Source organism: Mesorhizobium sp. DxT, assembly GCF_058448885.1.
The window spans coordinates 278,736-304,776 of record NZ_JBZFLJ010000001.1; the positions used below are offsets into that span (position 1 = coordinate 278,736).

33 protein-coding genes are annotated in these 26,041 nt (G+C 63.2%); 17 read left to right on the forward strand and 16 right to left on the reverse strand.

Translation table 11 applies throughout. The features are described 5' to 3' along the window. Positions 1 to 81 precede the first annotated feature (81 nt). Positions 82 to 306, forward strand: coding sequence for a hypothetical protein (locus ACVJNE_RS01305; protein WP_499562287.1), 225 nt, complete (start codon positions 82 to 84; stop codon positions 304 to 306). 91 nt (positions 307 to 397) lie between these two features. Here the strand turns inward: ACVJNE_RS01305 and ACVJNE_RS01310 are convergent, their stop codons facing one another. Continuing rightward, positions 398 to 1,222 carry an AraC family transcriptional regulator gene (locus ACVJNE_RS01310; RefSeq protein ID WP_499562289.1) on the reverse strand — a complete coding sequence of 275 codons (825 nt, stop codon included), beginning with the start codon at positions 1,220 to 1,222 and terminating at the stop codon, positions 398 to 400. A 109-nt stretch (positions 1,223 to 1,331) separates the two neighbouring features. Between ACVJNE_RS01310 and ACVJNE_RS01315 the strand changes: the two genes are divergently transcribed. Continuing rightward, positions 1,332 to 2,552 (forward strand): MFS transporter, encoded by a 1,221-nt coding sequence (locus tag ACVJNE_RS01315; RefSeq protein WP_499562291.1) that lies wholly within the window; start codon positions 1,332 to 1,334, stop codon positions 2,550 to 2,552. Positions 2,553 to 2,564: 12 nt separating this feature from the next. Here ACVJNE_RS01315 and ACVJNE_RS01320 read toward each other — a convergent pair whose 3' ends face one another. Continuing rightward, on the reverse strand, positions 2,565 to 2,993 hold the full coding sequence (locus tag ACVJNE_RS01320) for a YybH family protein (protein ID WP_499562292.1): 429 nt from the start codon (positions 2,991 to 2,993) through the stop codon (positions 2,565 to 2,567). 247 nt (positions 2,994 to 3,240) lie between these two features. Between ACVJNE_RS01320 and ACVJNE_RS01325 the strand changes: the two genes are divergently transcribed. From ACVJNE_RS01325 to ACVJNE_RS01360, 8 genes are all read left to right on the forward strand, one after another. Further along, positions 3,241 to 3,879 carry a 50S ribosomal protein L25/general stress protein Ctc gene (locus ACVJNE_RS01325; protein WP_368804117.1) on the forward strand — a complete coding sequence of 213 codons (639 nt, stop codon included), beginning with the start codon at positions 3,241 to 3,243 and terminating at the stop codon, positions 3,877 to 3,879. A 23-nt stretch (positions 3,880 to 3,902) separates the two neighbouring features. Beyond that, positions 3,903 to 4,619: an aminoacyl-tRNA hydrolase gene (gene pth / locus ACVJNE_RS01330; RefSeq protein WP_499562293.1), complete on the forward strand. Its 717-nt coding sequence runs from the start codon at positions 3,903 to 3,905 to the stop codon at positions 4,617 to 4,619. Positions 4,620 to 4,669: 50 nt separating this feature from the next. Then, positions 4,670 to 5,266, forward strand: a complete 597-nt coding sequence (locus ACVJNE_RS01335) for an exopolysaccharide biosynthesis protein (protein WP_499562295.1) — start codon at positions 4,670 to 4,672, stop codon at positions 5,264 to 5,266. 78 nt (positions 5,267 to 5,344) lie between these two features. Next, positions 5,345 to 6,448 carry a redox-regulated ATPase YchF gene (gene ychF / locus ACVJNE_RS01340; protein ID WP_499562297.1) on the forward strand — a complete coding sequence of 368 codons (1,104 nt, stop codon included), beginning with the start codon at positions 5,345 to 5,347 and terminating at the stop codon, positions 6,446 to 6,448. Between the two features lie 297 nt (positions 6,449 to 6,745). Next, a complete protein-coding gene (locus tag ACVJNE_RS01345) occupies positions 6,746 to 8,086 on the forward strand; it encodes a peroxidase family protein (protein ID WP_499562299.1) in 1,341 nt (446 codons plus the stop codon). Between the two features lie 14 nt (positions 8,087 to 8,100). Then, entirely contained in the window at positions 8,101 to 8,352 is a 252-nt protein-coding gene (locus tag ACVJNE_RS01350) for a hypothetical protein (protein ID WP_499562301.1), read from the forward strand. A gap of 141 nt (positions 8,353 to 8,493) precedes the next feature. Next, positions 8,494 to 8,961, forward strand: coding sequence for a MaoC family dehydratase (locus tag ACVJNE_RS01355; RefSeq protein WP_499562303.1), 468 nt, complete (start codon positions 8,494 to 8,496; stop codon positions 8,959 to 8,961). Next, the gene (locus tag ACVJNE_RS01360; protein ID WP_499562305.1) at positions 8,958 to 9,428 is read left to right on the forward strand and encodes a MaoC family dehydratase; all 471 of its coding nucleotides are present in this window, start codon (positions 8,958 to 8,960) and stop codon (positions 9,426 to 9,428) included. The genes ACVJNE_RS01355 and ACVJNE_RS01360 overlap by 4 nt, the downstream gene beginning before the upstream one ends. On the opposite strand, the gene ACVJNE_RS01365 is transcribed toward ACVJNE_RS01360, so the two are convergent. The 7 genes from ACVJNE_RS01365 to petA all read right to left on the reverse strand — a co-directional run bounded on the left by ACVJNE_RS01365 (position 9,425) and on the right by petA (position 14,848). After that, positions 9,425 to 10,318, reverse strand: a complete 894-nt coding sequence (locus tag ACVJNE_RS01365; protein WP_499562307.1) for an NAD(P)/FAD-dependent oxidoreductase — start codon at positions 10,316 to 10,318, stop codon at positions 9,425 to 9,427. The genes ACVJNE_RS01360 and ACVJNE_RS01365 overlap by 4 nt on opposite strands. After that, positions 10,308 to 10,772, reverse strand: coding sequence for an Rrf2 family transcriptional regulator (locus ACVJNE_RS01370; RefSeq protein WP_499562309.1), 465 nt, complete (start codon positions 10,770 to 10,772; stop codon positions 10,308 to 10,310). Before ACVJNE_RS01370 ends, ACVJNE_RS01365 begins: the two co-directional genes overlap by 11 nt. A gap of 82 nt (positions 10,773 to 10,854) precedes the next feature. Next, positions 10,855 to 11,337 (reverse strand): DM13 domain-containing protein, encoded by a 483-nt coding sequence (locus ACVJNE_RS01375; RefSeq protein ID WP_499562311.1) that lies wholly within the window; start codon positions 11,335 to 11,337, stop codon positions 10,855 to 10,857. A 100-nt stretch (positions 11,338 to 11,437) separates the two neighbouring features. Beyond that, on the reverse strand, positions 11,438 to 11,983 hold the full coding sequence (locus ACVJNE_RS01380; protein ID WP_368804108.1) for an adenine phosphoribosyltransferase: 546 nt from the start codon (positions 11,981 to 11,983) through the stop codon (positions 11,438 to 11,440). A gap of 96 nt (positions 11,984 to 12,079) precedes the next feature. Further along, positions 12,080 to 12,928 carry a cytochrome c1 gene (locus ACVJNE_RS01385; protein WP_499562313.1) on the reverse strand — a complete coding sequence of 283 codons (849 nt, stop codon included), beginning with the start codon at positions 12,926 to 12,928 and terminating at the stop codon, positions 12,080 to 12,082. 28 nt (positions 12,929 to 12,956) lie between these two features. Next, positions 12,957 to 14,261 (reverse strand): cytochrome b, encoded by a 1,305-nt coding sequence (locus tag ACVJNE_RS01390; protein WP_499562315.1) that lies wholly within the window; start codon positions 14,259 to 14,261, stop codon positions 12,957 to 12,959. 23 nt (positions 14,262 to 14,284) lie between these two features. Beyond that, on the reverse strand, positions 14,285 to 14,848 hold the full coding sequence (gene petA, locus ACVJNE_RS01395; protein WP_499562317.1) for a ubiquinol-cytochrome c reductase iron-sulfur subunit: 564 nt from the start codon (positions 14,846 to 14,848) through the stop codon (positions 14,285 to 14,287). 271 nt (positions 14,849 to 15,119) lie between these two features. Here petA and ACVJNE_RS01400 point away from each other — a divergent pair, with 271 nt between their 5' ends. Beyond that, complete coding sequence (locus tag ACVJNE_RS01400) at positions 15,120 to 15,461, forward strand: cupin domain-containing protein (protein WP_499562319.1); 342 nt, start codon at positions 15,120 to 15,122, stop codon at positions 15,459 to 15,461. 6 nt (positions 15,462 to 15,467) lie between these two features. Here the strand turns inward: ACVJNE_RS01400 and ACVJNE_RS01405 are convergent, their stop codons facing one another. From ACVJNE_RS01405 to ACVJNE_RS01420, 4 genes are all read right to left on the reverse strand, one after another. Continuing rightward, positions 15,468 to 15,800, reverse strand: coding sequence for a DUF6665 family protein (locus tag ACVJNE_RS01405; RefSeq protein WP_499562321.1), 333 nt, complete (start codon positions 15,798 to 15,800; stop codon positions 15,468 to 15,470). A 4-nt stretch (positions 15,801 to 15,804) separates the two neighbouring features. Further along, positions 15,805 to 17,706, reverse strand: coding sequence for an ABC transporter ATP-binding protein (locus ACVJNE_RS01410; RefSeq protein WP_368804105.1), 1,902 nt, complete (start codon positions 17,704 to 17,706; stop codon positions 15,805 to 15,807). Further along, positions 17,703 to 19,571 (reverse strand): ABC transporter ATP-binding protein, encoded by a 1,869-nt coding sequence (locus ACVJNE_RS01415; RefSeq protein ID WP_499562323.1) that lies wholly within the window; start codon positions 19,569 to 19,571, stop codon positions 17,703 to 17,705. The genes ACVJNE_RS01410 and ACVJNE_RS01415 overlap by 4 nt, the downstream gene beginning before the upstream one ends. Before the next feature lie 329 nt (positions 19,572 to 19,900). Next, positions 19,901 to 20,206, reverse strand: coding sequence for a hypothetical protein (locus ACVJNE_RS01420; protein ID WP_499562325.1), 306 nt, complete (start codon positions 20,204 to 20,206; stop codon positions 19,901 to 19,903). Positions 20,207 to 20,493: 287 nt separating this feature from the next. On the opposite strand from ACVJNE_RS01420, the gene ACVJNE_RS01425 reads away from it, so the two are divergent. Further along, positions 20,494 to 20,964, forward strand: coding sequence for a tRNA (cytidine(34)-2'-O)-methyltransferase (locus ACVJNE_RS01425; protein WP_499562327.1), 471 nt, complete (start codon positions 20,494 to 20,496; stop codon positions 20,962 to 20,964). A gap of 127 nt (positions 20,965 to 21,091) precedes the next feature. Here ACVJNE_RS01425 and ACVJNE_RS01430 read toward each other — a convergent pair whose 3' ends face one another. Beyond that, positions 21,092 to 21,628, reverse strand: coding sequence for a cytochrome b (locus tag ACVJNE_RS01430; RefSeq protein ID WP_499562328.1), 537 nt, complete (start codon positions 21,626 to 21,628; stop codon positions 21,092 to 21,094). 68 nt (positions 21,629 to 21,696) lie between these two features. On the opposite strand from ACVJNE_RS01430, the gene ACVJNE_RS01435 reads away from it, so the two are divergent. Further along, positions 21,697 to 22,143 carry a MarR family winged helix-turn-helix transcriptional regulator gene (locus tag ACVJNE_RS01435; RefSeq protein ID WP_206680551.1) on the forward strand — a complete coding sequence of 149 codons (447 nt, stop codon included), beginning with the start codon at positions 21,697 to 21,699 and terminating at the stop codon, positions 22,141 to 22,143. Between the two features lie 10 nt (positions 22,144 to 22,153). On the opposite strand, the gene ACVJNE_RS01440 is transcribed toward ACVJNE_RS01435, so the two are convergent. After that, on the reverse strand, positions 22,154 to 22,411 hold the full coding sequence (locus tag ACVJNE_RS01440; RefSeq protein ID WP_173192745.1) for a hypothetical protein: 258 nt from the start codon (positions 22,409 to 22,411) through the stop codon (positions 22,154 to 22,156). A 122-nt stretch (positions 22,412 to 22,533) separates the two neighbouring features. Here ACVJNE_RS01440 and hemF point away from each other — a divergent pair, with 122 nt between their 5' ends. After that, positions 22,534 to 23,448 (forward strand): oxygen-dependent coproporphyrinogen oxidase, encoded by a 915-nt coding sequence (gene hemF / locus ACVJNE_RS01445; RefSeq protein ID WP_499562331.1) that lies wholly within the window; start codon positions 22,534 to 22,536, stop codon positions 23,446 to 23,448. 6 nt (positions 23,449 to 23,454) lie between these two features. On the opposite strand, the gene ACVJNE_RS01450 is transcribed toward hemF, so the two are convergent. Beyond that, the gene (locus ACVJNE_RS01450) at positions 23,455 to 23,643 is read right to left on the reverse strand and encodes a hypothetical protein (RefSeq protein WP_499562333.1); all 189 of its coding nucleotides are present in this window, start codon (positions 23,641 to 23,643) and stop codon (positions 23,455 to 23,457) included. 94 nt (positions 23,644 to 23,737) lie between these two features. Between ACVJNE_RS01450 and ACVJNE_RS01455 the strand changes: the two genes are divergently transcribed. The 3 genes from ACVJNE_RS01455 (at position 23,738) to ACVJNE_RS01465 (ending at position 25,983) form a co-directional block, all read left to right on the forward strand. After that, complete coding sequence (locus ACVJNE_RS01455; RefSeq protein ID WP_499562335.1) at positions 23,738 to 24,667, forward strand: LysR substrate-binding domain-containing protein; 930 nt, start codon at positions 23,738 to 23,740, stop codon at positions 24,665 to 24,667. Positions 24,668 to 24,963: 296 nt separating this feature from the next. After that, positions 24,964 to 25,716: an alpha/beta hydrolase gene (locus ACVJNE_RS01460; RefSeq protein ID WP_499562337.1), complete on the forward strand. Its 753-nt coding sequence runs from the start codon at positions 24,964 to 24,966 to the stop codon at positions 25,714 to 25,716. Positions 25,717 to 25,797: 81 nt separating this feature from the next. Continuing rightward, complete coding sequence (locus ACVJNE_RS01465) at positions 25,798 to 25,983, forward strand: DUF1059 domain-containing protein (RefSeq protein ID WP_173192751.1); 186 nt, start codon at positions 25,798 to 25,800, stop codon at positions 25,981 to 25,983. Positions 25,984 to 26,041: the final 58 nt, after the last annotated feature.

Sequence of the window (26,041 nt, forward strand, 5' to 3'; positions counted from 1 at the left end):
ACCAGCCATGATGGATATTCGTTTGTCAAATGTCAAAGCGACACCTACTTCGAGCGTAATCAACCGAAGGAGTTTGTCGTCATGGCTATGGCGATCGGCCTGTCCGGCATCGAGGACACCCGCACTGAACGCGAAGAAGCACGTGCCGCGCGTAGAGATCGCATCGGCGACGCATTACGTGCCGTACTGAACCGTCGCGACGACCGCCTGCTGCGCGACGCGGGGCTGACCCGCGAGGACGTGCTCGGCGCCGAAGGCATGTTCTGGCACGAGCGGTCCCGCGACAGGACGCTCTGGTCGCTTTAGACGCCGCGCGAACCACCGCGCCGCGCAACAGACCTCGCTCGCCCGCCGACGGAAATGTCGGCGGGTTCTTTTTGCATGGCCGGGCAGAACGTCAGTCGTTCGGCTGTCCGCGCATGTAGCGGCGAGGCGACGCACCGAGCATGCGCCGGAACATGGTGGTGAACGCCGGTACGCTGTCATAGCCAAGATCGAGCGCGACGGTGGTCACAGGCACGCCGTCGGCCAGACGCGGCAGCGCCGCAAACAGCGTCGCCTGCCGCCGCCAGACGGACAGGCTCAATCCCGTCTCGCGCAGGAAGGCGCGCGTGAAGCTGCGCCTGCTCATTCCGCTCGCCACGGCCCAGTCGTCGATGGTTGCATGCGGTGACGGCGTGGTGACGAACCGCCGGCAGAGCGCAGCCAGCCGAGGGTCGGCGGGAAACGGCAAGGCAAACGGGCGCTCCTCGAGATTGGGAATTTCCAGCAGGATGAGGCTCATGATCGCCGCCGCACGCCCTTCGGTGCCCTCGGCGGTCCCGATTTGCACGGCCTCCACGATCAGGCTGCGCATCAGGTCGGTCATGGCCAGCACCCGCAACGTATCGGGAAGGTCGGGTGCTGCACCCGGCAGCACATAGGCCGAGCGCATCCGCACCAGACCGAGCATGTCGACGGCATGCTCGACGCCTGCCGGAATCCACATCGCATGATCCGCCGGCACCATCCATCGCCCCTGCCCGGTCGAGATCATCACGACGCCGGAAAGCGCATGGAGGAGTTGCGCGCGGCCGTGCCGGTGCGGCGTCACCCGGTGCTCATCTGGAAAGTCGGACGCCGAGGCCACGACGGCACCCGACGCCGTCTCGATCCAGTCGAGACGATGCTGCAGATCTTCGGGCGTAGCCACCGCACTTCGATCCATGCCGGTTCGCTTCATCAAGCCGCCTCCAACGTGGCCCACTTGCGAAAGAAATCGACCAAACCACGAAGGACGACCGCCTGCAACAGCGGTAAGGAGCAGACGAACCATCATCAGGGTGAGCATCTTGTCCGACATCGCAGCAGGCACACGCCGACCGACGGCCGAAAACACCGTCTTTCCCGTCATTCTGGCGGTGAGCCTGTGCCACCTGCTCAACGATGTCCTGCAATCGCTGCTGGCCGCCATCTATCCGATGCTCAAGGCGGACTATGCGCTCGACTTCTGGCAGATCGGCCTGCTCACGCTCACCTTCCAGGTGACCGCCTCCCTGCTGCAGCCGGCAATCGGCCTCTACACCGACCGCAAGCCGATGCCGCAATCACTGCCCGTCGGCATGGCGTCGAGCATGTGCGGCCTGTTGCTGCTGGCTTTCGCATCGAACTATCCTTTGCTGCTCGCCGGCGCGGCGATGATCGGCATCGGCTCTGCGATCTTCCACCCGGAGGCCTCGCGCGTCGCCCGGCTCGCATCCGGCGGCCGCTACGGGCTGGCGCAGTCGCTGTTCCAGGTCGGCGGCAATTTCGGCACCGCCATCGGGCCGCTGCTCGCCGCCTTCATCGTCGTTCCGCGAGGGCAGACGAGCGTGGCCTGGTTCTCGCTAATCGCCCTTTTGGGCATGTTGATCCTGCGTCAGGTCGGCAACTGGTATGGGCGCTACCGCGCCGCCAATGCCGGGCGCGGACCGGTCAGCACCACCCTGCCGCTGCCGCGCAAGCGTATCGTGATCGCGCTCGTCGTTCTCGCGTTGCTGGTCTTCACCAAGAACATCTACACCGCCAGCGTGACGAGCTACTACACCTTCTTCCTGATCGAGAAGTTCGACGTGACCGTGCAGCAGTCGCAGATGATGCTGTTCCTATTCCTGGGCGCAATGGCGCTGGGCACCGTGATGGGCGGCCCCATCGGCGACCGGTTCGGCTCCAAGACGGTGATCTGGTTCTCGATCCTCGGCGTGTTGCCGTTCACGCTCGCCCTGCCCTATGCGGACCTCTTCTGGAGCGGTGTGCTTTCCTTCGTGATCGGCGTCATCATGGCATCGGCATTCCCCGCCATCGTCGTCTTCGCCCAGGAGCTCGTGCCGGGCCGTGTCGGCATGATCGCCGGCATCTTCTTCGGCTTCGCCTTCGGCATGGGCGGCATCGCGGCCGCCGTGCTCGGCGTCCTGGCCGACACAAGCGGTATCGAATGGGTCTATCAGGTCTGCTCGTACCTGCCCTTCCTCGGCCTGCTGACGATTTTCCTGCCCGGAACGCGGGAATTGCGCGTCGGGAGCAGCAGCGGCTGACGCGATGGTTCGTTAAGGTTCAAGGTCGACCGCAGCCCGAAAACTGCCATCCATGTGGAATGGCACTGACGTGTGTTCGTGGACGATCTTCCATTCTCCATCGGTTCGGGCGAGACACACGGTCAGCCGCTGCCACCATTCGGCACTCTCGCCCTCCCCCGTGATGGCAGCCACCTTCTGCAGGCCATAGCAGACAGCAAGATCGCCGCTGACGACGACCTTCAGGTCGCGCTCTTCGATCTCCACAGGCCCCTCCCACTTGTCGAGCCACGCCGCCATGCCCGGAACATCGAACCCGTGAGCCAGCGGCGGCGCCAGGTCGAAAAGGACTGCTTCAGTCGCAAACTGCGCGCCAATGGCAGCGGCATCCTTTCGGCGGTGGCCTTCACGAATTGCACCGAGCAGTGCCGCGATGCTTGCCTTGTCTTTGTCGAATGTCATGGTCGCCTCCATCGATTGCATTATTTTCCTTCCAAGGACGCAGACGCCTTGTGGATCCCGACACCGGAGGCCACTTTTTTTTCGGATCGACCGGAAATGTTGCGTCGGGGCCCCTCTTCCGCTATAGGACCGCCACCCGCGTAGACACCCTTGGAGGCAACGCGGATGGGAGCGGCTGCAGAGCCGCTTTCGACGTTTGAGGGCTCAGGCCCGCGAACGCTCCAGCTATGAAACGAAAGGAAATGCCATGAGCCAGTCTTACGAGCTCAAGGCCGAGGCGCGCGAACGGGTCGGTAAGGGGTCCGCCCGGGAACTTCGTCGCAACGGTATGGTGCCAGCAGTCATTTACGGCGACAAGCAGACCCCGCTGTCTATCGCCCTGAACTACAAAGACGTCTACTACAAGATCCATGGCGGCGGTTTCATGACCACCATCGCCACGATCAACGTCGACGGCAAGAAGATCCAGGTCCTGCCCAAGGACTACCAGCTCGATCCCGTGCGCGATTTTCCGATGCACGTGGACTTCCTGCGGGTCAGCAAGAACACGGTCGTCACCGTCAACATCCCGGTTCACTTCATCAATGAAGAGAAGTCCGTGGGTATCAAGCGCGGCGGCGTGCTGAACGTCGTGCGTCACGATATCGAGGCGCATGTCCCGGCCAACGAGATCCCCGACTTCATCGAGGTCGATCTGGCAGGCACCGACCTGGGCGATTCGATCCACATCTCCTCGGTCAACCTGCCGAAGGACGTGAAGCCGACGATCACCGACCGCGACTTCACCATCGCGACCATCGCCGCGCCGGCAAGCCTCAAGTCCGAGGCCGACGAAGAGGCGGCTGAGGTCGAGGACGAAAACGAAGAAGAGGGCGACGAGGAATAGTCGCCGCGCCGGGAGTACCCGCCATGCTGCTCATCGCTGGTTTGGGCAACCCCGGCCCGAAATACGAAGACAACCGGCACAATGTCGGCTTCATGGCGGCGGACGAAATCGCCCGCCGCCATTCCTTCGCCCCTTGGTCGAAGAAATTCCAGGGGTTGATCGCCGAAGGCCGCATTGCCGGCCATAAGGTGCTTCTCATCAAGCCGCAGACCTTCATGAACCTATCCGGCCAGTCGGTCGGCGAGGCCATGCGCTTTCATAAGCTTTCGCCAGCCGATCTGCTGGTCATGTATGACGAACTCGACCTTGCGCCCGGCAAGGTGCGCATCAAGACCGGCGGCGGCGCCGGCGGACACAATGGCATTCGCTCCATCGACGCCCATTGCGGCAAGGAGTATCGCCGCATGCGCATCGGCATCGGCCATCCAGGCGTCAAGGAGATGGTGACCCACCACGTACTCGGCGACTTCGCAAAGTCGGATCGGGAGTGGCTGGAGCCGTTGCTGGAGGCCATCGCTGACAATGTGGACAAGCTCATTGCCGGCGACAACAACGGCTTCATGAACAAGACCAGCCTCGCCATACAGGGCAAGGAAGAGCCGGCTCCCAAGGCGGAGCGGCCTGCCGCGCAGGGCAAGAGCCATATCCGCCAGGCACGCCCCCGACAGCCGGCCGTGCAGGTTCCCGAGACCGGCCCGATGGCGGCAATGCTCAAGAAGCTTTTCGGCGACAAGGGCTGAATCGGCCTTTCGCCGGAACCAATCGGCGCTACCAAGCGTCTGGTGACATCATGAAGGACGATTGCGCACCTGAGTCGGTCGAGGACGTGCTCGAATGTGTCGAGGAAGCCGGCGCTGCGGAGGAACGCGTGTCGGTGCGCGAAATCGTCCACCGCATCGGCGACGACGCGTTCCCGCCGCTCATTCTGGCGCCTGCCCTGATTATCGTGACCCCTGCCAGCGCAATCATCGGCCTGTCGACGTTCTGCGGGACGATCGTCGCGCTGGTGGCCTTCCAGATGGTCATTGGCCGAGACAGGCTGTGGCTACCGGCCTTCATCCTCAACCGCACCATCGAGCAGCAACGCCTGGAGCGTGTCATCGGCCGTATCGAGCGGCCCGCCCGCTATATCGATCGCCTGACACGGAGGCGGCTGACAATGCTGGTCGATCCACCCATGGCGCGCGTGTGGGCGCTCGTCTGTTTGCTGCTGTCAATGGTCATTCCGGTGCTGGAACTGGTGCCGATGTCATCCACCATAATCGCGGCGACGATTTCGCTGTTTGCGCTGGCGATGCTCGCACACGATGGGCTGCTGGTAGTAGCGGGTCTGCTCGTGCTTGGAGGTGCGGCATCGCTCGCGTTGGGCGTTGTCTCGACTGGCTAGGCCCATCGGGGGTTGACGATCATCGATCGTTTCGCCCATAGCCCTGTGCAAATTCTGCTTTCCCGATAGGACCACATCATGGGTTTCAAATGCGGCATCGTTGGGCTTCCCAACGTCGGCAAGTCGACGCTGTTCAACGCACTGACCAAGACCGCCGCGGCACAGGCCGCGAACTATCCCTTCTGCACGATCGAGCCCAACACCGGCGAGGTCGCGGTGCCCGACAGCCGGTTGCAGCAGATCGCCGGGATCGCCAAGTCCAAGGAGATCATTCCCACCCGCATCTCCTTCGTCGACATTGCCGGTCTGGTGCGCGGCGCCTCGAAGGGCGAAGGGCTTGGCAATCAGTTCCTCGCCAACATCCGCGAGGTCGACGCCATCGTACACGTGCTGCGCTGCTTCGAGGATGACGACATCACCCATGTCGAAGGCCGCATCGATCCGGTGGCCGATGCCGAAACCGTCGAGACGGAGCTGATGCTCGCCGATCTCGAAAGCCTGGAGCGCCGCATCGTGCAGGTGCGCAAGCGCGCCACCGGCAAGGAGAAGGAAGCGATGACGGTCCTGCCGGTGATGGAGCAGGCGCTGGCACTGCTTCAGGACGGCAAGCCGGTGCGCATGATGCTCGACGGCATCGCAGCCGAGGACCTCAAGATCCTGCAGGGCCTGAACCTGCTGACCTCCAAGCCGGTGCTGTATGTTTGCAACGTCGCCGAAAGCGACGCGGCCGGCGGCAACGAGCACACCAGCGCTGTCGAGTCGATGGCCGAGAAACAGGGCGCGAAGACGGTCGTCATCTCTGCGGCGATCGAAGCGGAGGTCGCACAGCTCGCCGACGAGGAGGCAAAGGAATATCTCGAGGCCATGGGCCTGGAAGAACCCGGCCTCGACCGGCTGATCCGCGCCGGCTACGACCTGCTCAATCTCATCACCTATTTCACCGCCGGTCCGAAGGAGACCCGCGCCTGGACCGTGGAGAAGGGTTCGAAGGCCCCGCAGGCTGCCGGTGTCATCCACACCGACTTCGAGCGCGGCTTCATCCGCGCCCAGACAATTGCCTTCAACGACTACGTCACGCTCGGCGGCGAAACGGCGGCCAAGGAAGCCGGCAAGGCCCGCGACGAAGGCAAGGAGTATGTGGTCCAGGACGGCGACGTGCTGCTGTTCAAGTTCAACACCTGAGCCGCTAGCCCGGCTGATCCGCTCCCAACTACCTCCTTAGAGGTAATGGCTACTCCGTTTGGATGATGCCGGACGCAACAGGACGCCGTTGCGCCGGCAACCGCCCTCAATATCATGGCCTGACCGTGACGACTCCGATCCGGAGTCGAAGGGAATACGGTCAGGGTGGGTATATGGGGACGGGCGGAACATCGCGTTCCGTGCCGCTATTCTTTTGCGACGCCATCGGCCCACGGGGGCAATGGGGGGTTAAGCCCGAGCGCGCGTGCAGCGCGCTCCAGCCAGCGGAGCTTGGCTATGTCGCTGAAAACCAAGACGATACCCAGGAAGACCATGTCGAGCCTGACGACCGAACTTGTCGGCTCGCTCAAGATGAAGGCAAATGCGGTGAAGGCCACGCCCGGCCACGGCGAGGCGGGCCGGCATCCGACGCGGGAACTGCTCGATACCCTGTCGGGCCACAAGGATCCCGGCATGTTCGGCCGGATGTTCCCGAAACTCGAACCCTTGCGCGTTTCCGACGCGAAGCTGGAGGACCTGGCAAGGGCGATGGTCGACTCCTCGCCGGGTTCGCCCGACGGGAACAATGACGACATCCCCTCAGGCTTCACCTATCTCGGCCAGTTCGTCGATCACGACATCAGCCTGGACATGACCTCGCTGGGCGACAAGGAGAAGGACCCTCTCGGCATCGAAAACTTTCGTACGCCGAGCCTCGACCTGGACGCCATCTACGGACTCGGGCCGGATGGAAGCCCCCACCTTTATGCGCGCAACCCGGCCAACAAGAACAAGCCGGGGCCGAAATTCCTGATCGGCAAGAATTTCGACACCGGCGAAGGGGCATTCCGCAACGATCTGCCGCGCAATCCTGAGGGACGCGCCCTGATCGGCGATCACCGCAATGACGAGAACCTGCTGGTGGCCCAGACGCACCTAGCGTTCCTGAAGTTCCACAACAAGGTCTGCGACATCGTCGCTAGCAGCGCCAACCCGCCGGATAATGTGTTCATGGAAGCGCGCAGGATGGTCACCTGGCATTACCAGTGGATGATCCTGCACGATTTCGTCGAACGGCTCTGCGGCGACGGCATCGTCGCCAAGATCCTGCATGACGGGCGCAAATTCTACCGCTTCAAACGCGTGCCCTACATGCCGGTCGAATTCTCCGCGGCCGCATATCGACTCGGCCACTCGATGGTACGCCAGCGCTATCCGCACAACCGCATCTTCACCGGCGCGGATTTCGATCTCTTCTTCGGTTTCTCTGGTCTGTCGGGACAGATTCTCGGTGATCTCGCGCCGGTGCCGCCGACGGGACCGCTGCCGGTGCCAACCCTGCCGTCGAACTGGATCATCGACTGGCGCCGGTTCTTCGAGCTTGGCGACAGCGGGGGCGCTCCTGTCACGACGACGCCGTCGCGGAAGATCGACCCGTACCTCGTGCCGGCCCTGGCCAAACTGCCTGGAGAGGATGAAAACAGCCTGAGCGCCATCCTCGCCTTCCGCAATCTGAAACGCGGCGTCACACTGGGTCTTCCTTCCGGCCAGGATGTTGCCACCGCGATGAAGATCAAGAATCCGCTCACCCGGACGAGATTGCATCCGACTCGGGCGGTTCGACGGACGGAGCCATAGCCAAACAGCATGGCATGCATACGGCAACGCCGCTCTGGTACTACATACTCAAGGAGGCAAAGATCCGGCACGACGGAAAGCGCCTGGGTCCGGTGGGCTCGGCGATCATATCGGAGGTGTTCGTCGGCCTCGTCCACGGCGACCACGCCTCCTACCTGTGGCAACGCACGAACTGGAAGCCGACGCTGCCGTCGGCTCAGGCGAACGACTTCACCATGGTCGACATGCTGCGCCTGATCGACGACATCAATCCGCTGGGTGACTGACCGACGGGCCTGCATTGGAAGATTGCCGGCGCGGCTCCGCTGCCGCGCCGGCGTTGGCCGAACCCAAATGATGCCTTGGGGAATTGCCTTTTGCGCATCACGACGGCATTAGTCTTGTTCAAGCGTGAACAGGATTTGCCGATGACCGAGAAGCGTTGGGCGTTCGAGGATTTCGCCGAAGGGGCGACGATCGACCTCGGGCAGAAACACGTCACAGCCGAAGAGATCATTGAATTCGCGAGCGAATTCGACGCCCAGCCGATGCACCTCGACGAGGAAGCCGGCAAGGCCAGCATCCTCGGAGGGCTGGCGGCATCGGGCTGGCATACCTGCTGCATGTTCATGCGGCTGATGTGCGACGGCTTCCTGCTCGATTCGACCTCGCAGGGCTCGCCCGGCATCGACTACGTACGCTGGAAGAAGCCCGTGCTGGCGGGTGACACGCTTACGGGCAAGAGCACGGTCACGGCAAAGCGCGCATCCTCGTCGCGGCCCAATCTCGGTCTCGTCACGGTGCGCCACGAACTCGTCAACCAGCGCGGCGAGGTCGTGCTGGAACTGCAGAACACCGGCATGTTCCTCAAGCGCGTTGCGGGAGCAGCGGCATGACCCTCGACGCCTATTTCCGCATCGGCGAAACGATCACGCTCGGCTCGCATACCTTCGAGGTCGACGAGATCAAGGCGTTTGCCGCCAAATACGATCCGCAGCGCTTCCACATGGATGAGGAGGAAGCCAAACACAGCGTCTTCGGCGGGCTCTGCGCGTCGGGCTGGCACACGGCCGCGACCTGGATGAAGTACAACCTCAAGAGACGCGAGGACGCCGGCGAGCAGCCCTGGAACGGACCCGGCGAGGCACCCCAGTTCGGCCCATCGCCCGGTTTTCAGAACCTCAAATGGCTGAAGCCCGTCTATGCCGGCGAAACCGTCACCTTCACGCGCCGGGCGCTCGCCCATCGCGCCCTCGCCTCCCGGCCCGGCTGGCGCCTGCTGACGATTGCCTGCGAGGCATTCAATTCAACCGGCGACAAGGTGCTGGAATTCGAGAGTGCCGTCCTCGTCAAAGCCGCCTAGAAAACCAGCGAGCGATGGGCGGCAACGCCTGCCATTACCCCGTCGGCGGAAGCAAAGGCGATGCTGTGTGCGCCGCGCGCGATGTCGCCAGCGGCAAAGATGTTCGGCACGCTGGTCATCTGCATTCCGTCCGTGCGGATAATCTGGCCGAACGGCGCCTCGTCCATCGCACAGCCGAGCTGTCCAGCGATGGCGCTGTTCATATGCGAGCGCACGCCGATGAAGAGTGCATCGACGTCGCGCATCCGGCCCCCGGCAAGTTCGACCGCCGACAGGCTATCGCCCTCTCCGTGCAGGGCGGCGACAGCGCCACGCTCCACCGCCACGCCGCGCCGGTCGAGTTCGGCCAGCACCTCGGGTTCGGGCTCCAGCGTGTCGTTGGTGAAGATGGTGGTGGGTCCCCACTCCGCAATCAGCATCGCCTGATGCACCGATACCGGCATGGTCGCCAGCACGCCCAGGCGCTGGCCGGCATATTCGTAGCCGTGGCAATAGGGGCAGTGAAGCACCGAACGGCCCCAGCGCTTCTTCAACCCGGCAATCTCGGGCAGTTCGTCCGAAAGCCCGAAGGCAAGCACCAGACGCCCGCTTTCCAGCACCTGGCCGTCCTCCAGCTTCACGCCGAAGCCATCCCCTTGTGCCTGCGCGCTTGCCACCTTTCCTTCGACGAAGGTGACGGTCGGATAGGCCGCGACCTGTGCGCGTGCCGTCGCCAGGATCGCGCCTGGCGCGCTGCCGTCCTGTGCAAAGAAGCCATGCGAATGCTCGGCAAAGCGGTTGCGCGGCGCGCCGGCGTCGACGATGCACACGGAACGGCGCGCGCGTGCCAGGTACATGGCCGCCGAGAGGCCGGCGAAGCTGCCGCCGACGATAATCGCATCATGATGCATGAGCAGTCTCCAGATCGTGTCTTCCGCCGCGCATGGCGAGGCGTTTATGGAAATCGGCGCTCAGCGCGGCCAGCGTCACCTCGCCAAGTCGGGCGAGCAGCAAGGCCTCGGCATCCCTGAATGTCTGGTCGAGCGCGGCATTCACCGCCTGCTCGACGAGGCATCCGGGTGATTCCGTACGGTTGCACATGGCAAGCAGAACCGGGCTTCCAAGCGCGTCGTAGATGTCGCGAAGCGTCACCTTCTCGAGGTCGCAGGCGAGCGTCCAGCCGCCGCCATGCCCCTTCTCGGCGCGCACGTAGCCCTCATCCCGCAGCCCCGCCATGATCCGCCGGATCACGACCGGATTGGTACACATGGCTTTCGCCAGCACCTCCGAGGTGACGGGACGGGATTGCTCGGCCATATGGAGGAGGACGTGCAGAACGCCTGAAAGTTTGCTGTCGCGCTTCATGTAACTTCATATGTTACAAGATACGGCGCAAGTCAATAGCACGGTGTACGCGCATCGGTGCATGCAAGGAGCACGGCTGAGGTCAGGTTTCGAAATCGAGATCGGCCGGCGAGATCAGCACCGAGAAATGCTCGCACCAGATGACGACGCTTTGGTAGAGGCTGAGATTCACACCGGCCGGGATCGCGTAATTCTGGCTGCCTTTGAAGGCGCGCAACTGACCAAGGTCGACGAACATCGTGTCCTCCACGTCGGCGGAGGAACGGATCGAGGCTTTCGGCACCAGATAGACGTGATATTTCGGCCCCGGCCCGACCTCAAAATCCTCGTTGAGAAATACCGTGTCCGAGTAAACCGAAACACCGCCGCTTCCATAGTGGATCGGGTCGCTTGGATTGGCGTGGATGAACGTCCCCTTCGCCACCAGCCGGCTGTCGGTGGACGCCTGCAAGGTCTCGGTCGCCGGCGGCGGCGGAAAAACGAACGGAAACAGGAAAAACCCTAGTGCGACCCCACCGGCCGCGCCGAAAACCGCCCCGAAAAGAAATGCCAGAAGCCAGCGCATACCACTCCCCCTTTTGGTAGAGGTCAGGTTATGGGAGCCTAGGATGTTGTCAAATCCTGCATCGGGCCCGAACCCAGGAGTGAGACCTAGCTAGAGTGGCTTAGTCACCCTCGAACGCGATCAAGGTACGAACGTCGACCCCGAGCGCTTCGAGCTTGGCGCGGCCGCCCAGGTCCGGCAGGTCGATCACGAAGCAGGCGGCGACGATCTCCCCACCCATCTGGCTGATGAGCTTCACAGCTCCTTCAGCGGTGCCTCCAGTCGCAATCAAATCGTCGACGAGGATCACCTTCTCGCCGGCGGACACCGCGTCCTTGTGCATCTCCATTTCGTCCAGCCCGTATTCCAGCGAATAGGCGACCCGTACGGTCTCGTGCGGCAGCTTGCCCTTCTTGCGAATGGGGATGAAGCCGGCCGACAACTGATGCGCGATCGCCCCGCCGAGGATGAAGCCGCGCGCCTCGATACCGGCGATCTTGTCGATCTTGGAGCCGGCCCACGGATGCACGAGTTCATCCACCGCGCGGCGAAAGGCGCGTGCATTGCCCAGAAGCGTCGTGATGTCCCGGAACTGGATGCCCGGCTTGGGATAATCCGGAATCGTGCGGATCGCGGAGAGAAGGGTTTCTTCGAGAGTATGTTTCACAAGCCGGTTCCCTGTTGCCGATCATTCTTGGCCCGCCGAACGGCAAAAGAAAAGGGCGGCTTGTAGCCGCCCTTGACCTTTGATGTGGCTTTTCGGTCAGTGGTCGACGTTCGACCACACCTTGCGCTTGGTGAGATAGACCAGCCCGCCGAACAGGACGAGGAAGATCATCACGTTGAAGCCCATGCGCTTGCGCTCTTCCATGTGCGGCTCGGCCGCCCACATCAGGAACGCGGTGATATCGCGCGAATACTGGTCGAGTGTTTCCGGAGAGCCGTCTTCGTAAGTGACCTGGCCGTCTGCAAGCGGAGGCGGCATGGAAAGCGCCGAACTGGCGATGAAATGCGGGTTGTAATAGGTGCCCGGCTGCAGCTCCACACCTTCGGGCGCATCCTCGTAGCCGGTCAGCAGCGCATAGACATAGTCCGGGCCACCCTCGGCATACTGGGTGAAGATGTCGAAGACGAAGGTCGGAAAACCGCGCGTCACGGCACGCGCCTTGGCCATCAGCGACAGGTCGGGTGGAGCCGCGCCGTTGTTGGAGGCGGCCGCCGCTTCGGCATTGGCAAAAGGCGACGGGAAGTGGTCGGACGGGATCGCCGGACGCATGAACATGTCGCCGGCGGCGTCGGGGCCGTCCTGGACCTCGTATTCGGCGGCCAGAGCGCTCACTTGCGCTTCCGAATAGCCGAGATCTTCAAGCGTGCGGAACGCTACGCGCTCCAGTCCGTGGCAAGCCGCGCAGGATTCCCGATAGACCTTCAGACCGCGCTGGAGCTGGCCCTTATCGTAGGTGCCGAACGGACCCGCGAAGGACCAGTCCTGCTCCACCGGCTTGATCAGCGGATAGTGCGGCGTACCGCCCTCTTCCTCTGCCGCCAGGGCAGCCCCGGCCGTGCCGAGAGCGATGCCGAGCGCCGCGAGTCCCTTGATGAAAGAATTCATGTCGAAGTCCTTGTCTGCCTGAAGCCGCTCAGCCTTTGGTTTCCGGGGACGCCGTCGCGCCGGCGGGCTGCGCGCTGGCCGCGCCTTTGTTCTTCTCCAGCACCGCTTCGGTGATCGAGTTGGGCAGACGCCGCGGCGTCTCGATCAGGCCCAGCAGCGGCATGATGACCAGGAAGAAGGCGAAGTAGAACAGCGTGGAGACCTGCATGGCAGGAATGTACCAGCCTTCCGCCGGCTTGGAGCCGAGCCAGCCCAGGAAGATTGCGTTGGCGGCGAAGAGCCAGAAGAACAGCTTGTACCACGGCCGGTAGACCGCCGAACGAACCTTGGAAGTGTCGAGCCACGGCACGAAGAACAGCACCGCGATCGCGCCGAACATGGCAAGCACGCCGCCCAGCTTGGAGTCGATGGGACCGATGTTGAAGGTGATAGCGCGCAGGATCGCGTAGAAGGGCAGGAAGTACCATTCGGGCACGATGTGCGACGGCGTCACCAGCGAGTTGGCCGGAATGTAGTTGTCGGCATGGCCCATATAGTTGGGGATGTAGAAGACGAAATAGGCGAACACCGCCAGGAAGACGACCATGGCGAAGCCGTCCTTGATCGTCGCATAGGGGGTGAACGGCACGGTGTCCGTCTTGTGCTTGACCTCGATGCCGGTCGGGTTGGTCTGGCCGGTGATGTGGAACGCCCAGATGTGCAGCACCACGACGCCTGCAATCATGAACGGCAGCAGATAGTGCAGCGAGAAGAAGCGGTTCAGCGTCGGGTTGTCGACCGCAAAGCCGCCCAGCAGCAACTGCTGAATCCACTCCCCGACCAGCGGTATGGCGGTGAAGAAGCCGGTGATGACCGTCGCGCCCCAGAATGACATCTGGCCCCACGGCAGCACATAGCCCATGAAGGCGGTTGCCATCATCAGCAGGTAGATGATGACGCCGAGTATCCAGATGATCTCGCGGGGAGCCTTGTAGGAGCCGTAATAGAGGCCGCGGAAGATGTGAACGTACACCGCGATGAAGAACATCGACGCGCCGTTGGCGTGAAGATAGCGGAGCAGCCAGCCCGAATTCACGTCGCGCATGATCTTCTCGACCGAATCGAAGGCGAGTTCGGTCGAAGCGGCGTAGTGCATCGCCAGCACGATGCCGGTGACGATCTGAACCGCCAGCATCAGCGCCAGGATGCCACCGAAGGTGTAGGCATAGTTCAGGTTGCGCGGCACCGGATATGCAATGAAGGAATCGTGCACCAGCCTGGGTATCGGCAGGCGCGAGTCGAACCAGCGTCCGATGCCGGTCGTGGGCGAATAGGTCGAGTGTCCACCGCTCATGGTCTAATGCTCTCTCTCTTCCCTCAGCCGATCCTGATGACCGTATCGGAGGTGAATTCGAAATTCGGGACGGGAAGGTTCTCCGGCGCCGGGCCGGTGCGGATGCGGCCGGCTGTATCGTAGTGCGAACCGTGGCAGGGGCAGAACCAGCCACCGAAATCGCCAGCCTGGCCGAGCGGCACGCAACCCAGATGGGTGCAAACGCCAACCATCACGAGCCAGTTCTCCTTGCCTTCGCCTGCCGACCGGTCAGCGTCGGTGGCCGGCGCATCGGCAGACAGATTGGCGTTACGCGCGACCGGATCCTTGAGGTCCTCGAGAGGAACTGCCTTGGCCTCTTCGATCTCCCTTTCCGTGCGATTGCGGATGAAGACCGGCTGGCCGCGCCACTTCACCGTCAACGACATTCCGGGCTCGACAGCCGAGACGTCGACGTCGACGGTGGCGAGTGCCAGTGTCGAGGCATCGGGGCGCATCTGGTCGATGAACGGCCATACGGCCGCGCCGGCCCCAACCACGCCTGCCATGCCGGTGGCGATGTAAAGAAAATCGCGGCGGTTATGATCGGTCGCTTCGTTCGCGCTCACGGGCACAGGGTCCTTTCGCCTCATTGTCGCCGGAAGAAACCCGCATGACCTTTTCGGTCATCCCGCTCACCACCTCGTCATATGCACTGGCGGCTGGCGACGGCTGGCGGATTCCCCCTGCATTTGGCGATGGTTTCTATGCGCGCCTTCCGCGATTGTCCAGTATCACGAGCGCGCGGGGGCAGATTGTCGCGGGGCGTGTGGACGCAGGCGGCAACACCAGCTTATGCAAGGCGCCGTGTTGCGGCGGAAGAGAACCAGGGGAGGTTTCATGCACAGTATTATCGACCGGTCCGAATGGGCTGAGGAACCGGACAAGTGGCTTGGCGAGGTCCAGCTTGGCGCGCATGGCGGCAATCTCTGCCTCATCTTCAACCTGATGTCGCCGGGTCAGGGGCCGCGACTACACAAGCATCCCTACCCCGAAACCTTCATCATCCGCGCCGGCCGGGCGCTGTTCACCGTTGGGGATCAGACGGTCGAGGCAGGGCCGGGAAAGATTGTGGTGGTGCCGGCGGACACGCCCCACAAATTCATCAATCCAGGCCCCGATGTGCTCGAGACCATCGACATCCACGAACGCGGAAACTTCATCACCGAGTGGCTGGAGTAACAGCGCTCAGGACGCGCCCAGCCTTGCAAGCACCTCGCGCGGAATCTGGTACTCGCGGATCGCGTCGTGGTGCCGCCGCAATCCGCACAGCTCACGCTGGATGAAGTAGGCGTAGACCGCCTCGGCCGCATCCTTCAGCAAAGCAATGCGCGTGGGCGATGCCTGCTCCGCTTCTGCGAGCTGGTGCAGAGCGCGCTTGACCCTGTCTCCGGCGCGCCCGAGCGAAGCCGCCTTCTCCGCCGCGATCTCGTGATCCAGCGGATTGGCGCCATCGCCAACCTGCCCACCCCCGCCGGAAAGCGCGGAGGCCGTATAGCGCGATGGCGGTCGCAGCGACAAACGATCACTCCGCGGCAAGGCTTGAAGCGAGGAAACCGCCGGACTGGCGTTTCCAGAGCTGGGCGTAGAGCCCGTCGCGGGCGATCAGCTCGTCATGTGTGCCCTGCTCCACGATCCTGCCCTCGTCGATGACCACGAGCCGGTCGAGCGCCGCAATGGTCGAAAGCCGATGTGCGACCGCGACCACAGTCTTGCCTTCCATCAACCGATAAAGATTCTCCTGGATCGCAGCCTCGATTTCCGAATCGAGAGCCGAGGTCGCCTCGTCCAGGATCAGGATCGGCGCGTCTTTGAGCATCATCCGGGCAATCGCGATTCGCTGCCGCTGGCCACCGGACAGCTTGACGCCGCGTTCGCCGACATGGGCGTCGTAGCCCGTGCGGCCCTTCGGATCGCTGACGCCGACGATGAAGTCGTGCGCCGCGGCACGCTTCGCAGCCTCGACGATCTCGGCATCGCTCGCGCCGGGCTTGCCGTAGGCGATGTTGTCGCGGATGGAGCGGTGCATCAGCAGCGGATCCTGCGCCACCACGCCGAACTGCGCACGCAGCGAAGCCTGCGTCACCGAGCGGATGTCCGTACCGTCGAGCAGGATGCGCCCACCTTCCACGTCGAACAGGCGGAGCGCAAGGTTGACGATCGTCGTCTTTCCGGCGCCGGACGGACCCACCAGCGCCACCCGCTCACCCGGCTTCACATGCAGGTCGAGATGTTCGATGACACCGGCATCTTTTCCCTTACTATCCTTGCCGTAGTTGAAGGTGACGTCTTCGAATTTGAGGTCACCGCCAACGCGCGACATCACCGCAGCATCGGGTGCGTCGCGCAGCTCGGGCCGCACCGAGATCGTGCCGGTGGCGTCCTGCACGGTGGCGAACGAGCGGATCAGCCCGTTGATGTTGAACATCATGTAGCCGGACATCTGGTTGAGCCGGAAGACCAGCCCCATCGCGGCGGCAATCTCGCCCGTTGTGGCGCTGCCCGCCATCCAGCCGCGCAGCGCGAGAATGAACACGGCCGCCATCATGAACCCGTTGAGGATCGCAACCGCCGAGCGCACACTGGTGATGGCGCGGGTCAGGCGTTTCACCGCTCCCAGATAGCGGTCCATGCCGTCGCGCACGTAGTCGTTCTCGCGATGGCCGCTGTCGAACAGCTTGACCGCCATGATGTTGGTGAAAGCATCGACAAGGCGCCCGTTCAGGATGGAGCGCTCGTCGGCGGTCCTGCGGCCGGCCGCCCGCAGCGGCGGCAGCAGCCACCACGCAGTTGCGCAATAGGCGACGAGCCAGACGGCAAGCACCAGCCCCATCGCCGGATCGAGCAGCACTAGAATGGTGCCCGCCAGCACGAGGAACGACAGGAAGCTCCACATCGTCTGCAACGAGGAGACGATGAAATCGCCGGTCGCCTCACCGCCCTGCAATATCTTTGTGGCGATGCGGCCGGCGAAATCGTTCTGGTAGAAGGAATAGGGCTGCTCGATCACGCGGCGGAACGACTGCCAGCGCACGAGCTGGTAGAACGACGGCACGATTACCTGCTGCTCGACGATCGCATTGGCGACCATCACCGCCGCACGCACGACCAGCACCAGCACCAGAAAAGCCGCGATCTCCCACCAGTGGTCGGCGAGAAGCCGCGCCGGCGAGGAGGTTTCCAGCAGATCGATCAGCCATCCCAGCGACCAGTAGAGTGCGGCATCCACCGCGCCCGACAGACCGCCCACGATGAGTAGAAGGACGAACGGCCCCTTCGCCTGGCGCGCGAAGAACAGGATGAACTGCCACGCATCGCGCGGCAGCACGTCCCGTTCCGTATCCGCGAAGGGCTCGATGACGCCCTCCGCCTTGCGCCAGATGCGCTCGGCGAAGCCGTCATCCTTGCGTTCGTCCACCTGGCTCATTCGGCCGCGATTTCCTTCTCCGGCCCCGTGGCCGGTTCGTCATGCAGCAGGAATCCGCCCGACTGCCTCTGCCATAACTGGGCATAAAGCCCCTCCTTGGCAATCAGCTCCTCGTGCGTTCCTTCCTCTATGATGCGGCCCCGGTCCATCACGACCAGCCTGTCCATCGCCGCGATGGTGGAGAGCCGGTGAGCGATGGCGATCACCGTCTTGCCCTCCATCAGGCGATAGAGATTCTCCTGGATCGCGGCTTCGACTTCCGAATCGAGCGCGGAGGTCGCCTCATCGAGGATCAGGATCGGCGCGTCCTTGAGCATCACGCGTGCGATCGCGATGCGCTGCCGCTGGCCGCCCGACAGCTTGACGCCGCGTTCGCCGACATGGGCGTCGAGGCCCGTGCGGCCCTTCGGATCGCTGAGCCCGCCGATGAACTCCAGAGCCTCGGCGCGGCGCGCGGCCTCGACCACCATCTCCTCGGTCGCATCGGGACGACCGTAGAGGATGTTGTCGCGAACCGAGCGGTGCAGCAGTGACGTATCCTGCGTGACGACGCCGATATGGGCGCGCAGGCTGTCCTGCTGGACTGCGGCGATGTTCTGGCCGTCGATCGTCACCTTGCCGCCCTCGATGTCGTAGAAACGCAGCAGGATGTTGACCAGCGTCGACTTGCCGGCGCCCGAACGGCCAACGATGCCGACCTTCTCGCCAGGCCGAATGTTAAGCGAAAGATCCTCGATCACGCCCTTCTGCTTGCCGTAGTGGAAGCGGACATGATCGAACCCGATCTCGCCCTTCTGGACGACGATCTCGTTGGCGCCGGGCCGGTCGTCGACCAGGCGCGGCAGCGAGATCGAACGGATGCCGTCCTGAACCGCACCGATGTTCTCGAACAGGCCCGAAACCTCCCACATGATCCACTGCGACATGCCCCACAAGCGCAGCACGAGGCCGAGCGCCACGGCGACCGCGCCGATCGACACCGCCTGCCCCAGCCACAGCCAGATCGAAATCGCGGCCACGGCCGCCAGAAGCAGCGAGTTGAGGAAATAGAGGATGCCGTAGAGGCTCGTCACCAGCCGCATCATCCGATGGACGGTTTCGAGGAAGTCGCTCATGCCTTCACGTGCGAACGCCGCCTCGCGCCTTGCATGGCTGAAGAGCTTCACCGTCTGGATGTTGGCATAGCTGTCGACCACGCGGCCGGTCATGATCGCGCGGGCATCCGCCTGCTCCTCGGACACCTTGCCGAGGCGGGGCACGTAGTAGCGCAAGAGCCCGACATAGGCGACGAGCCAGACGGCCAGCGGCAATGCGAGCCGCCAGTCGGCGGAGCCAACCAGGAACAACACGCCGATGAAATAGACGATGACGTAATTCAGAACGTCGATCAGCTTGATCACGCATTCGCGCACGGCAAGCGCCGTCTGCATCAGCTTGGTGGCGATGCGCCCGGCAAACTCGTCCTGATAGAACGTCATCGACTGCTTCAGCAGATAGCGGTGCACCTGCCAGCGAATCCGCATCGGGAAATTGCCGAACAGCGACTGGTGGTTGAGCCACGAGTTGACCAGCACCGTGAACGGCAGCGCCACCAGCACGACGAAGGCCATGCCGGCGAGCTTCCAGCCCTCCGTCTGCAGGAAGGTTTCGCGGTTCTGCGCAGAAAGCCAGTCGACGATGTTGCCGAGGAAGCCGAACATCCACACCTCGGTCAGCGCGATGATCGAGGTGAGGATCGCCGAGATGACGATCAGCGGCCAGGAACCCTTGGTGTAGTGGACGCAGAAGGCGACGAGCGTCTTCGGCGGTTCCACCGGCTCTTCCGGCGGGAACGGGTTCAGGAGGGATTCGAAAAAGCGGTACATGATGAAATCTTCTCTGTGCTCAATTCTATTTGTGCCCGCTGCGCGGGCCAATATGTGCTGCGCGTGGCGTGCCCTTGTTCGAAAATGCCGGTTTCCCGGCTTTCGCGTTCGGCGCAGGCTCCCGCTCTCTCCTGTGTGCGAAGCAGGAAGATGGCCCCCGACAGCCCCGCCGCCAAGCGCGCGCTCGAAAGCTGCTGACAACCGGGTGTCAGCAACGGGCAACGGGTCCGTCCTTATCGATGGGAGCGCTATCGCGGAGTGTTTCGGATCACCGTGTTTTCCGGCGTTCATGGTGCGTTTCCTCTTATGGGACTGACAGGCTGACGGCGCTAGGCCGCCAGCCTCTCGTGGTCTTTTTGCTGTGCCGGCGCCCAGTCGCTTCCAAGCTGGTCGGAGGCATTTTCCGCTGCTGGATCACCGGCCGGGTCGGAGCGGCGGAAGCGGGCGAACAGCCGCGCGAGCAGCGACGGGCGCGAAGGCGCGCGGAACTCCGGCACATCGGGCAGCAGGCCGCGATGCGGCCGCTGACGCGGCGCCGGAGCCCCCGGCCCCAGCACGAGCAGCGCCCAGGCATATTGCCGGGCATCATGGATGGAGTGCGGCCCCGAACGGGCGCGCGGATACAGGGTACGCATGGCGAAAATCCTCAAGGATCGGAACTGGCGATCCGGCGGAAGTCGCGTCGATGCTGGCTAATCAGGGAAAAAGCGTCGAACCGAATCCGCCGTCAGGCGATAAGCCCACGGATGGGGCGAATGGCGTCTATGAGCATCATGCAATCCATTTGACTCCCCCCTCGGTTCGAGTTGACGATGACAGCCCTATAGACCCGTTCCTCGCGACTGGCTAGTTCGAAGCTGACGCTACGGAGCCGCGCCGGAGCGACTGTTGCATTCCAGCTACTATTTAGAAGACCACGATATTGCCTTCCCCTGCCCAGCACGACCTGCACATCGCGCTCTATCAGCCCGACATTCCCGGCAATGCCGGCGCCATCCTGCGGATGGCCGCATGCCTGGACCTCGCCGTCGACATCATCGAGCCGGCCGGCTTCGACATGTCGGACAGGGCGCTGAAACGGGCCGGCATGGACTATCTGGAGATGGCCGCCCTGACCCGTCACGTTTCCTGGGAAAGTTTCTCGGCGTGGCGGACCGGGCAAAGCCGCCGGCTGGTGCTTTTCAGCACGAAGGCTGCCGCCCCCTACACCGGCTTTGCCTTCGCACCCCGCGACATTCTGCTCTTCGGGCGCGAATCGGCCGGGGTGCCAGACCAAGTGCACGATGCTGCCGACACGCGGCTGACGATCCCGATGCGTACCGGCGCCCGTAGCCTCAACCTCGCGCTTTCGGTGGCCATGGCTGCCGGCGAAGCGATCCGCCAGACGCGCTGACCGCGTCGGCAAGGGTGCATTGTCAGAAGCAGTTCGGGTCATCGATTCATCCTTCTCCATCCATCGAAGGATGACTTCATACAACCTCAACAATAGTTTAGGTCAAGCGCGTCCCGGCATTTTTTGCTCAGCGGCCAAGTCCCATCCGGGCGAGCAACCGGTCGCGCTTTACGAACTGGTGATAGAACGCTGCAGCCACATGCAGCAGGACCAACGCGATCAGCAATGTGCCGCCGATACCGTGCGGCGCGCGCGGCGGATAGGCATGGAAATCCGGCAACGGTGCCTGAGATGCGCCTGCCAGAATGTCGCCGGCGCCGGAAAGCAGCACCATGCCGATACCGCTCGCGCCCATGCCGATGATGACGACATAGAAGAGCCCGTGGACGATATGAGCTGCCCGCGCCTGCCAAAGCGGCGCGCCAATCGGATCCGACGGCTTCCTGTCCGCAAGCCACCACCAGAACAGCCTGAGCAATGTGAGCGCCAGCACCGAGACCCCCATCACCGCATGGATACGCAAGAGCGCCAGCTTCGCCGCCGGATCGCTCATATCCGCGGCCCGCAGGCCCGACACCAGCATGCCGATCAAGGCCACGGCCGTGACCCAGTGCATAGCCACCGCAACGGCACCATAGCGGTAAGTGCTGCTTTTCCAGCGCATGACCTGTCTCCTTGCCAGCTCGCCTGTCCGCTGATTATATAGCATGCAATGTATATAGATAGCAAGCTATGCAAAAACGATTCGAGAGAACCAGATCATCCGGCTACATGACCAACTGGGCGGCACGCCTCTTTGCCCGGGCCATAGACCGCAGGGTGAAAGAGTTCGGCGTCTCCTCGGGCCAGATGCCGGTCTTCTTTGCGCTGGGCGACGGCGCAGCGCTCAGCCAGAAGGCGCTCGCCGCCATTGCATCCATTGAGCAACCGACGATGGCGGCCACGCTCTCCCGCATGGAGCGCGACGGGATGATCGAGCGCCGGCCCGACCCAAGGGACGGACGCAGCCAGTTGGTGGCGTTGACGCCGGAGGCGATGGAAAAGGCGCTTAAGGTCAAGGAGGCGGGAATGTCGGTCAACGCGGTCGCGCTTGCCGACCTGACAGAGGCCGAGCGCGAGCAGTTTCTGGAGCTGCTCGGCAAGGTCATCACCTCGCTGGAAAAGATGCTCGAAGACTAATTAGGGCCGGTCAGTCGGCCGTCGGCAGCCTGCGGATAGTGAATTCGATCACGTCGTCGGGGCGCTCGCACCAGCTCTCGATTTCAGTCCAGTAGGCCTGCTTCGGCCAGCGGTCGAACCATTCGCGCGCCTTGTCGCGCGCGGCCTGGCGCGGCAGCATGAAGGTCTCGCGGATAAATCCGTCCCGCACCTTGCGGCCGGTCTCGGCGCGGCGCCTGTCGAGGCTGCGCTTGAGACTGTCGAGCGGCGGTCTTGCGGGAACGCGCACCGGTATCTCCCGGAAATTCCTTGACCCTCACCGGCAACAGATTAGGGATCGCCGCGAGACTTTACGAGTCCTTTTGATTGGCTCCGCTTTGCCGCACCGGCCGGGGCCCTATGGAGACATGAATGCAGCGTCCAGAGTTGCCGGCAGGCCTGCCGGACGGAATCGAGGAGAAGAAGGCAGCCGCGAAGGCCTGGTTCGAGGAACTGCGCGACCGCATCTGCGACACCTTCGAAAAGATCGAGGACGACCTTACCGGGCCTCAGTCGGGCTGGTCCCCCGGCCGCTTCGAGCGCACGCCGTGGGAGCGCGACGGCGGCAAGGGTGGCGGCGGCGTGATGTCGATGATGTATGGCCGCGTCTTCGAGAAGGTCGGCGTGCATGTCTCCACGGTCCACGGCGAATTCTCGCCCGAGTTCCGCAGCCAGATCCCGGGGGCAGAGGAAGACCCGCGCTTCTGGGCTTCGGGCATTTCGCTGATCGCGCACCCGCAGAACCCCAACGTGCCGGCGGTTCATATGAACACGCGCATGGTGGTCACAACCCGCCAGTGGTTCGGCGGCGGCGCCGACCTGACCCCCGTGCTCGACCGGCGGCGCGTCCAGGAAGACCCGGATACGGTGGCCTTTCACAAGTCGATGAAATTCATCTGCGACAAGCATGCCGCAGTCGCGGACCATCAGAAATTCAAGGCATGGTGCGACGAGTATTTCTTTCTGCCTCATCGAAACGAGGCGCGCGGCGTTGGCGGCATCTTCTACGATTGGCTGAAAAGCCCGGAAGACAAGGGCGGCTGGGATGCCGATTTCCGCTTCACGCAGGATGTCGGCCGCACCTTCCAGATCGTCTACAACCACATCGTCCGGCGCAATTTCAACGACAACTGGACCGAGGCCGACCGCGAGGAGCAACTCATACGGCGCGGCCGCTATGTCGAGTTCAACCTGCTCTATGATCGCGGCACAATCTTCGGCCTCAAGACCGGCGGCAATGTCGACTCGATCCTGTCGAGCCTGCCGCCGGAAGTGAAGTGGCCGTAAGGCTCTTCAGGCGCAACCGCCTTCAACCAGCCTCCGTGGCAGCGCTGCGTGTCCGATCGGCAGGTCGCCGAGTTCGGCCTGGCTCATGCCCCTGAGCGCGGGATGAGCAAGAGGGTCCATCCGCCACTGTTCGGTCTCGGAGAGGTCGCAGCGATGCAGGACCCGACTGGCAACGTTAAAGAGAAACTGGAGCATTTGAGCCTCCTGTGAACCTGATCTGGCGTCACCGTCGCATGGATAGCCAATGCCTTCTATGGAGTTTGCGTGCAGCTTGGTATAGATAATCTATATGAAGGAACTGAACCGGGTTCATCTCAACGGACTGCGCGCGCTGGAGGCGGTGGGGCGGCTGGGGACGCTCCAGAAGGCCGCCGAGGAACTCGGCGTTTCAGTCGGCGCCGTCAGCCAGCAGGTGCTGAAGTCGGAAGCCCAGCTTGGCCGAACGGTATTCGACCGGTCCGGACGCGGCCTTGCGCCGACGGAATTCGGCGCCGCGTTCCTCGCACGGCTGACCACCGGCTTTCTTGCCCTCGATGAGGCCGTTGCGTCGTCCCGCAGTCATGCCGAATCGATCCTCACAATCTCGGTTGCCCCGGTCTTCGCGTCGAAATGGCTCGTACCCCGGCTCAACGCCTTTTCGAGGCTCGTCCCCGACATCATCGTGCGCATCGATGCATCGACGACACTCATCAATCCGGACACGTCCGATGTCGACATCGCCATTCGTGTCGGGGACGGAACCTGGCCCGGCGTGAAGACGGACTATCTGCTGCCGCAGGAAGTGTTCCCCGTATGCGCGCCGGAACTCGCCAGGACGCTACGCGAACCCCGCGACCTGCTGCATGCCCCGATCGTACGCGATGCGCATTCGACCCTGAGCTGGAACGTGTGGCTGTCCAGATTCGGAATGGACGAAAGCCAGCTTGGCGACGGCCATTCCTTCACCGATGCGGCCCTGTGTCTCGATGCCTGCATAGCCGGACAGGGCGTCATGCTCGCCTGGCAGACGCTCGCCCACTATGCGCTGTCGGTCGGGCAGGTCGTTGCCCCCTTCCCCGAGCGCGCAACGACCGGCCTCGGCTATTATCTCGTTTCGTCCGCGACTCGCAGCGAGCCGTCCAAGGTGACCCGGTTCCGCCGCTGGATTAAGTCCGAGATCGCCAAAGACTTCGAAACAAAGCCCGCCGAACTGGCCGGAAAAACGAAAACGCCCCGCTGATGCATCGGCGCAACAGCGACCATCCAAGCATTTGAAACGACTCTGTTTTTGAAAAGCCCGAATGGGCCCAAACGTCCCTTTCAAGGCTGTTTTCGCCCGATCCGCGGCGAGGCCAGCATCTCACGCCAGATGACAGGCTGAAACAAATACGTTAGACATCATACCGGCTTGGGGAGAGGCGGACCGCTGGGGGGCGGCCGCCTTTCGGGCGCGGGCCGGCCGGCAGCGGCCGGACCCCGCCAAATCCTCTGTTTACGGTAAAGTTTCTGTAAAACTTTAAAGATCAGGATCGCGTCATGGCTCCTGCACGCACCCTCACGCTCGCCTCGATTCTGACCCTTGCGGCGACTACACTCCCCCTCCACGCAACGGACGGGGTAGTGACAACCGCCATGCTGCAACAGGCAGCCGTATCGGTCGACGAGGTCACCCGGCTTCCCGCTTTCGTGCATCGCATGTTCCGTCCGGAGAAGCCGAGCGACCGCACCATTATCATGCTGCACGGCTCGGGCGGCGACGAGACGACGCTTGCCTCGCTCGCCTCGACCATCGCGCCTGACGCGACGTTGATCGGCGTTCGCGGGAGGGTAGTGCAGGATGGCGTCAAGCGCTGGTACAAGCGCATCTCGCCGACGCAGTTCGACCAGGAGGACGTGCGCAAGGAAGCGGCGGCCTTTGTCGAATTCCTGAAGGACATGGCCGCCGAGCAGAAGCTCGACCTGTCGAAGGTCACATTCCTCGGCTATTCCAATGGCGCGAACCTGATCGCTGCCCTGACACAGCTTTATCCGGGCATCGTCCGAAGCGCGGTTCTGTTGCGCCCGATGCCGGTATTGGGCGAGACGCCAAAGGTCGACCTGTCGGATTCACGCTTCCTGACGATCGCCGGCGCGGATGACAAGCTGTATTCCCCTTTCGCGCAGGCGCTCGAAAGCCAATTGCTGAATTGCGGCGCAAGCGTCGACGCTCGCATGATCCATTCGGGTCACGCGATCGGCGAAGAAGATGCGAAGATCGCTGCCGAATGGCTGGGCAGCGCCTCGAAATAGGCGAACATTTCAGCAACCGGATACCGGCCTTCCGTGTTATCCTTTGGTACCGTGAGCAGACGGACAAGAAGGAGAAGAACGATGAAGGAATTTCATTGCGGCTCGCTCGTCCCCGGTTGCGACTGGCACACGCGACACCCGGAAGAAGCCGAGGTCATGCGCCGCGCGATCGAGCACATGCGTGAAACCCACGGCGAATCGACCATTCGCGAAACGATGGTCGAGGCAATCCGCTCGCGCATCGAGACGAAGCGCGACGCCGCCTGACTATTCATCAGCATTTCAAGACTTTGCGACGCACTTCTCGTGCGTCGCACCCGGGATT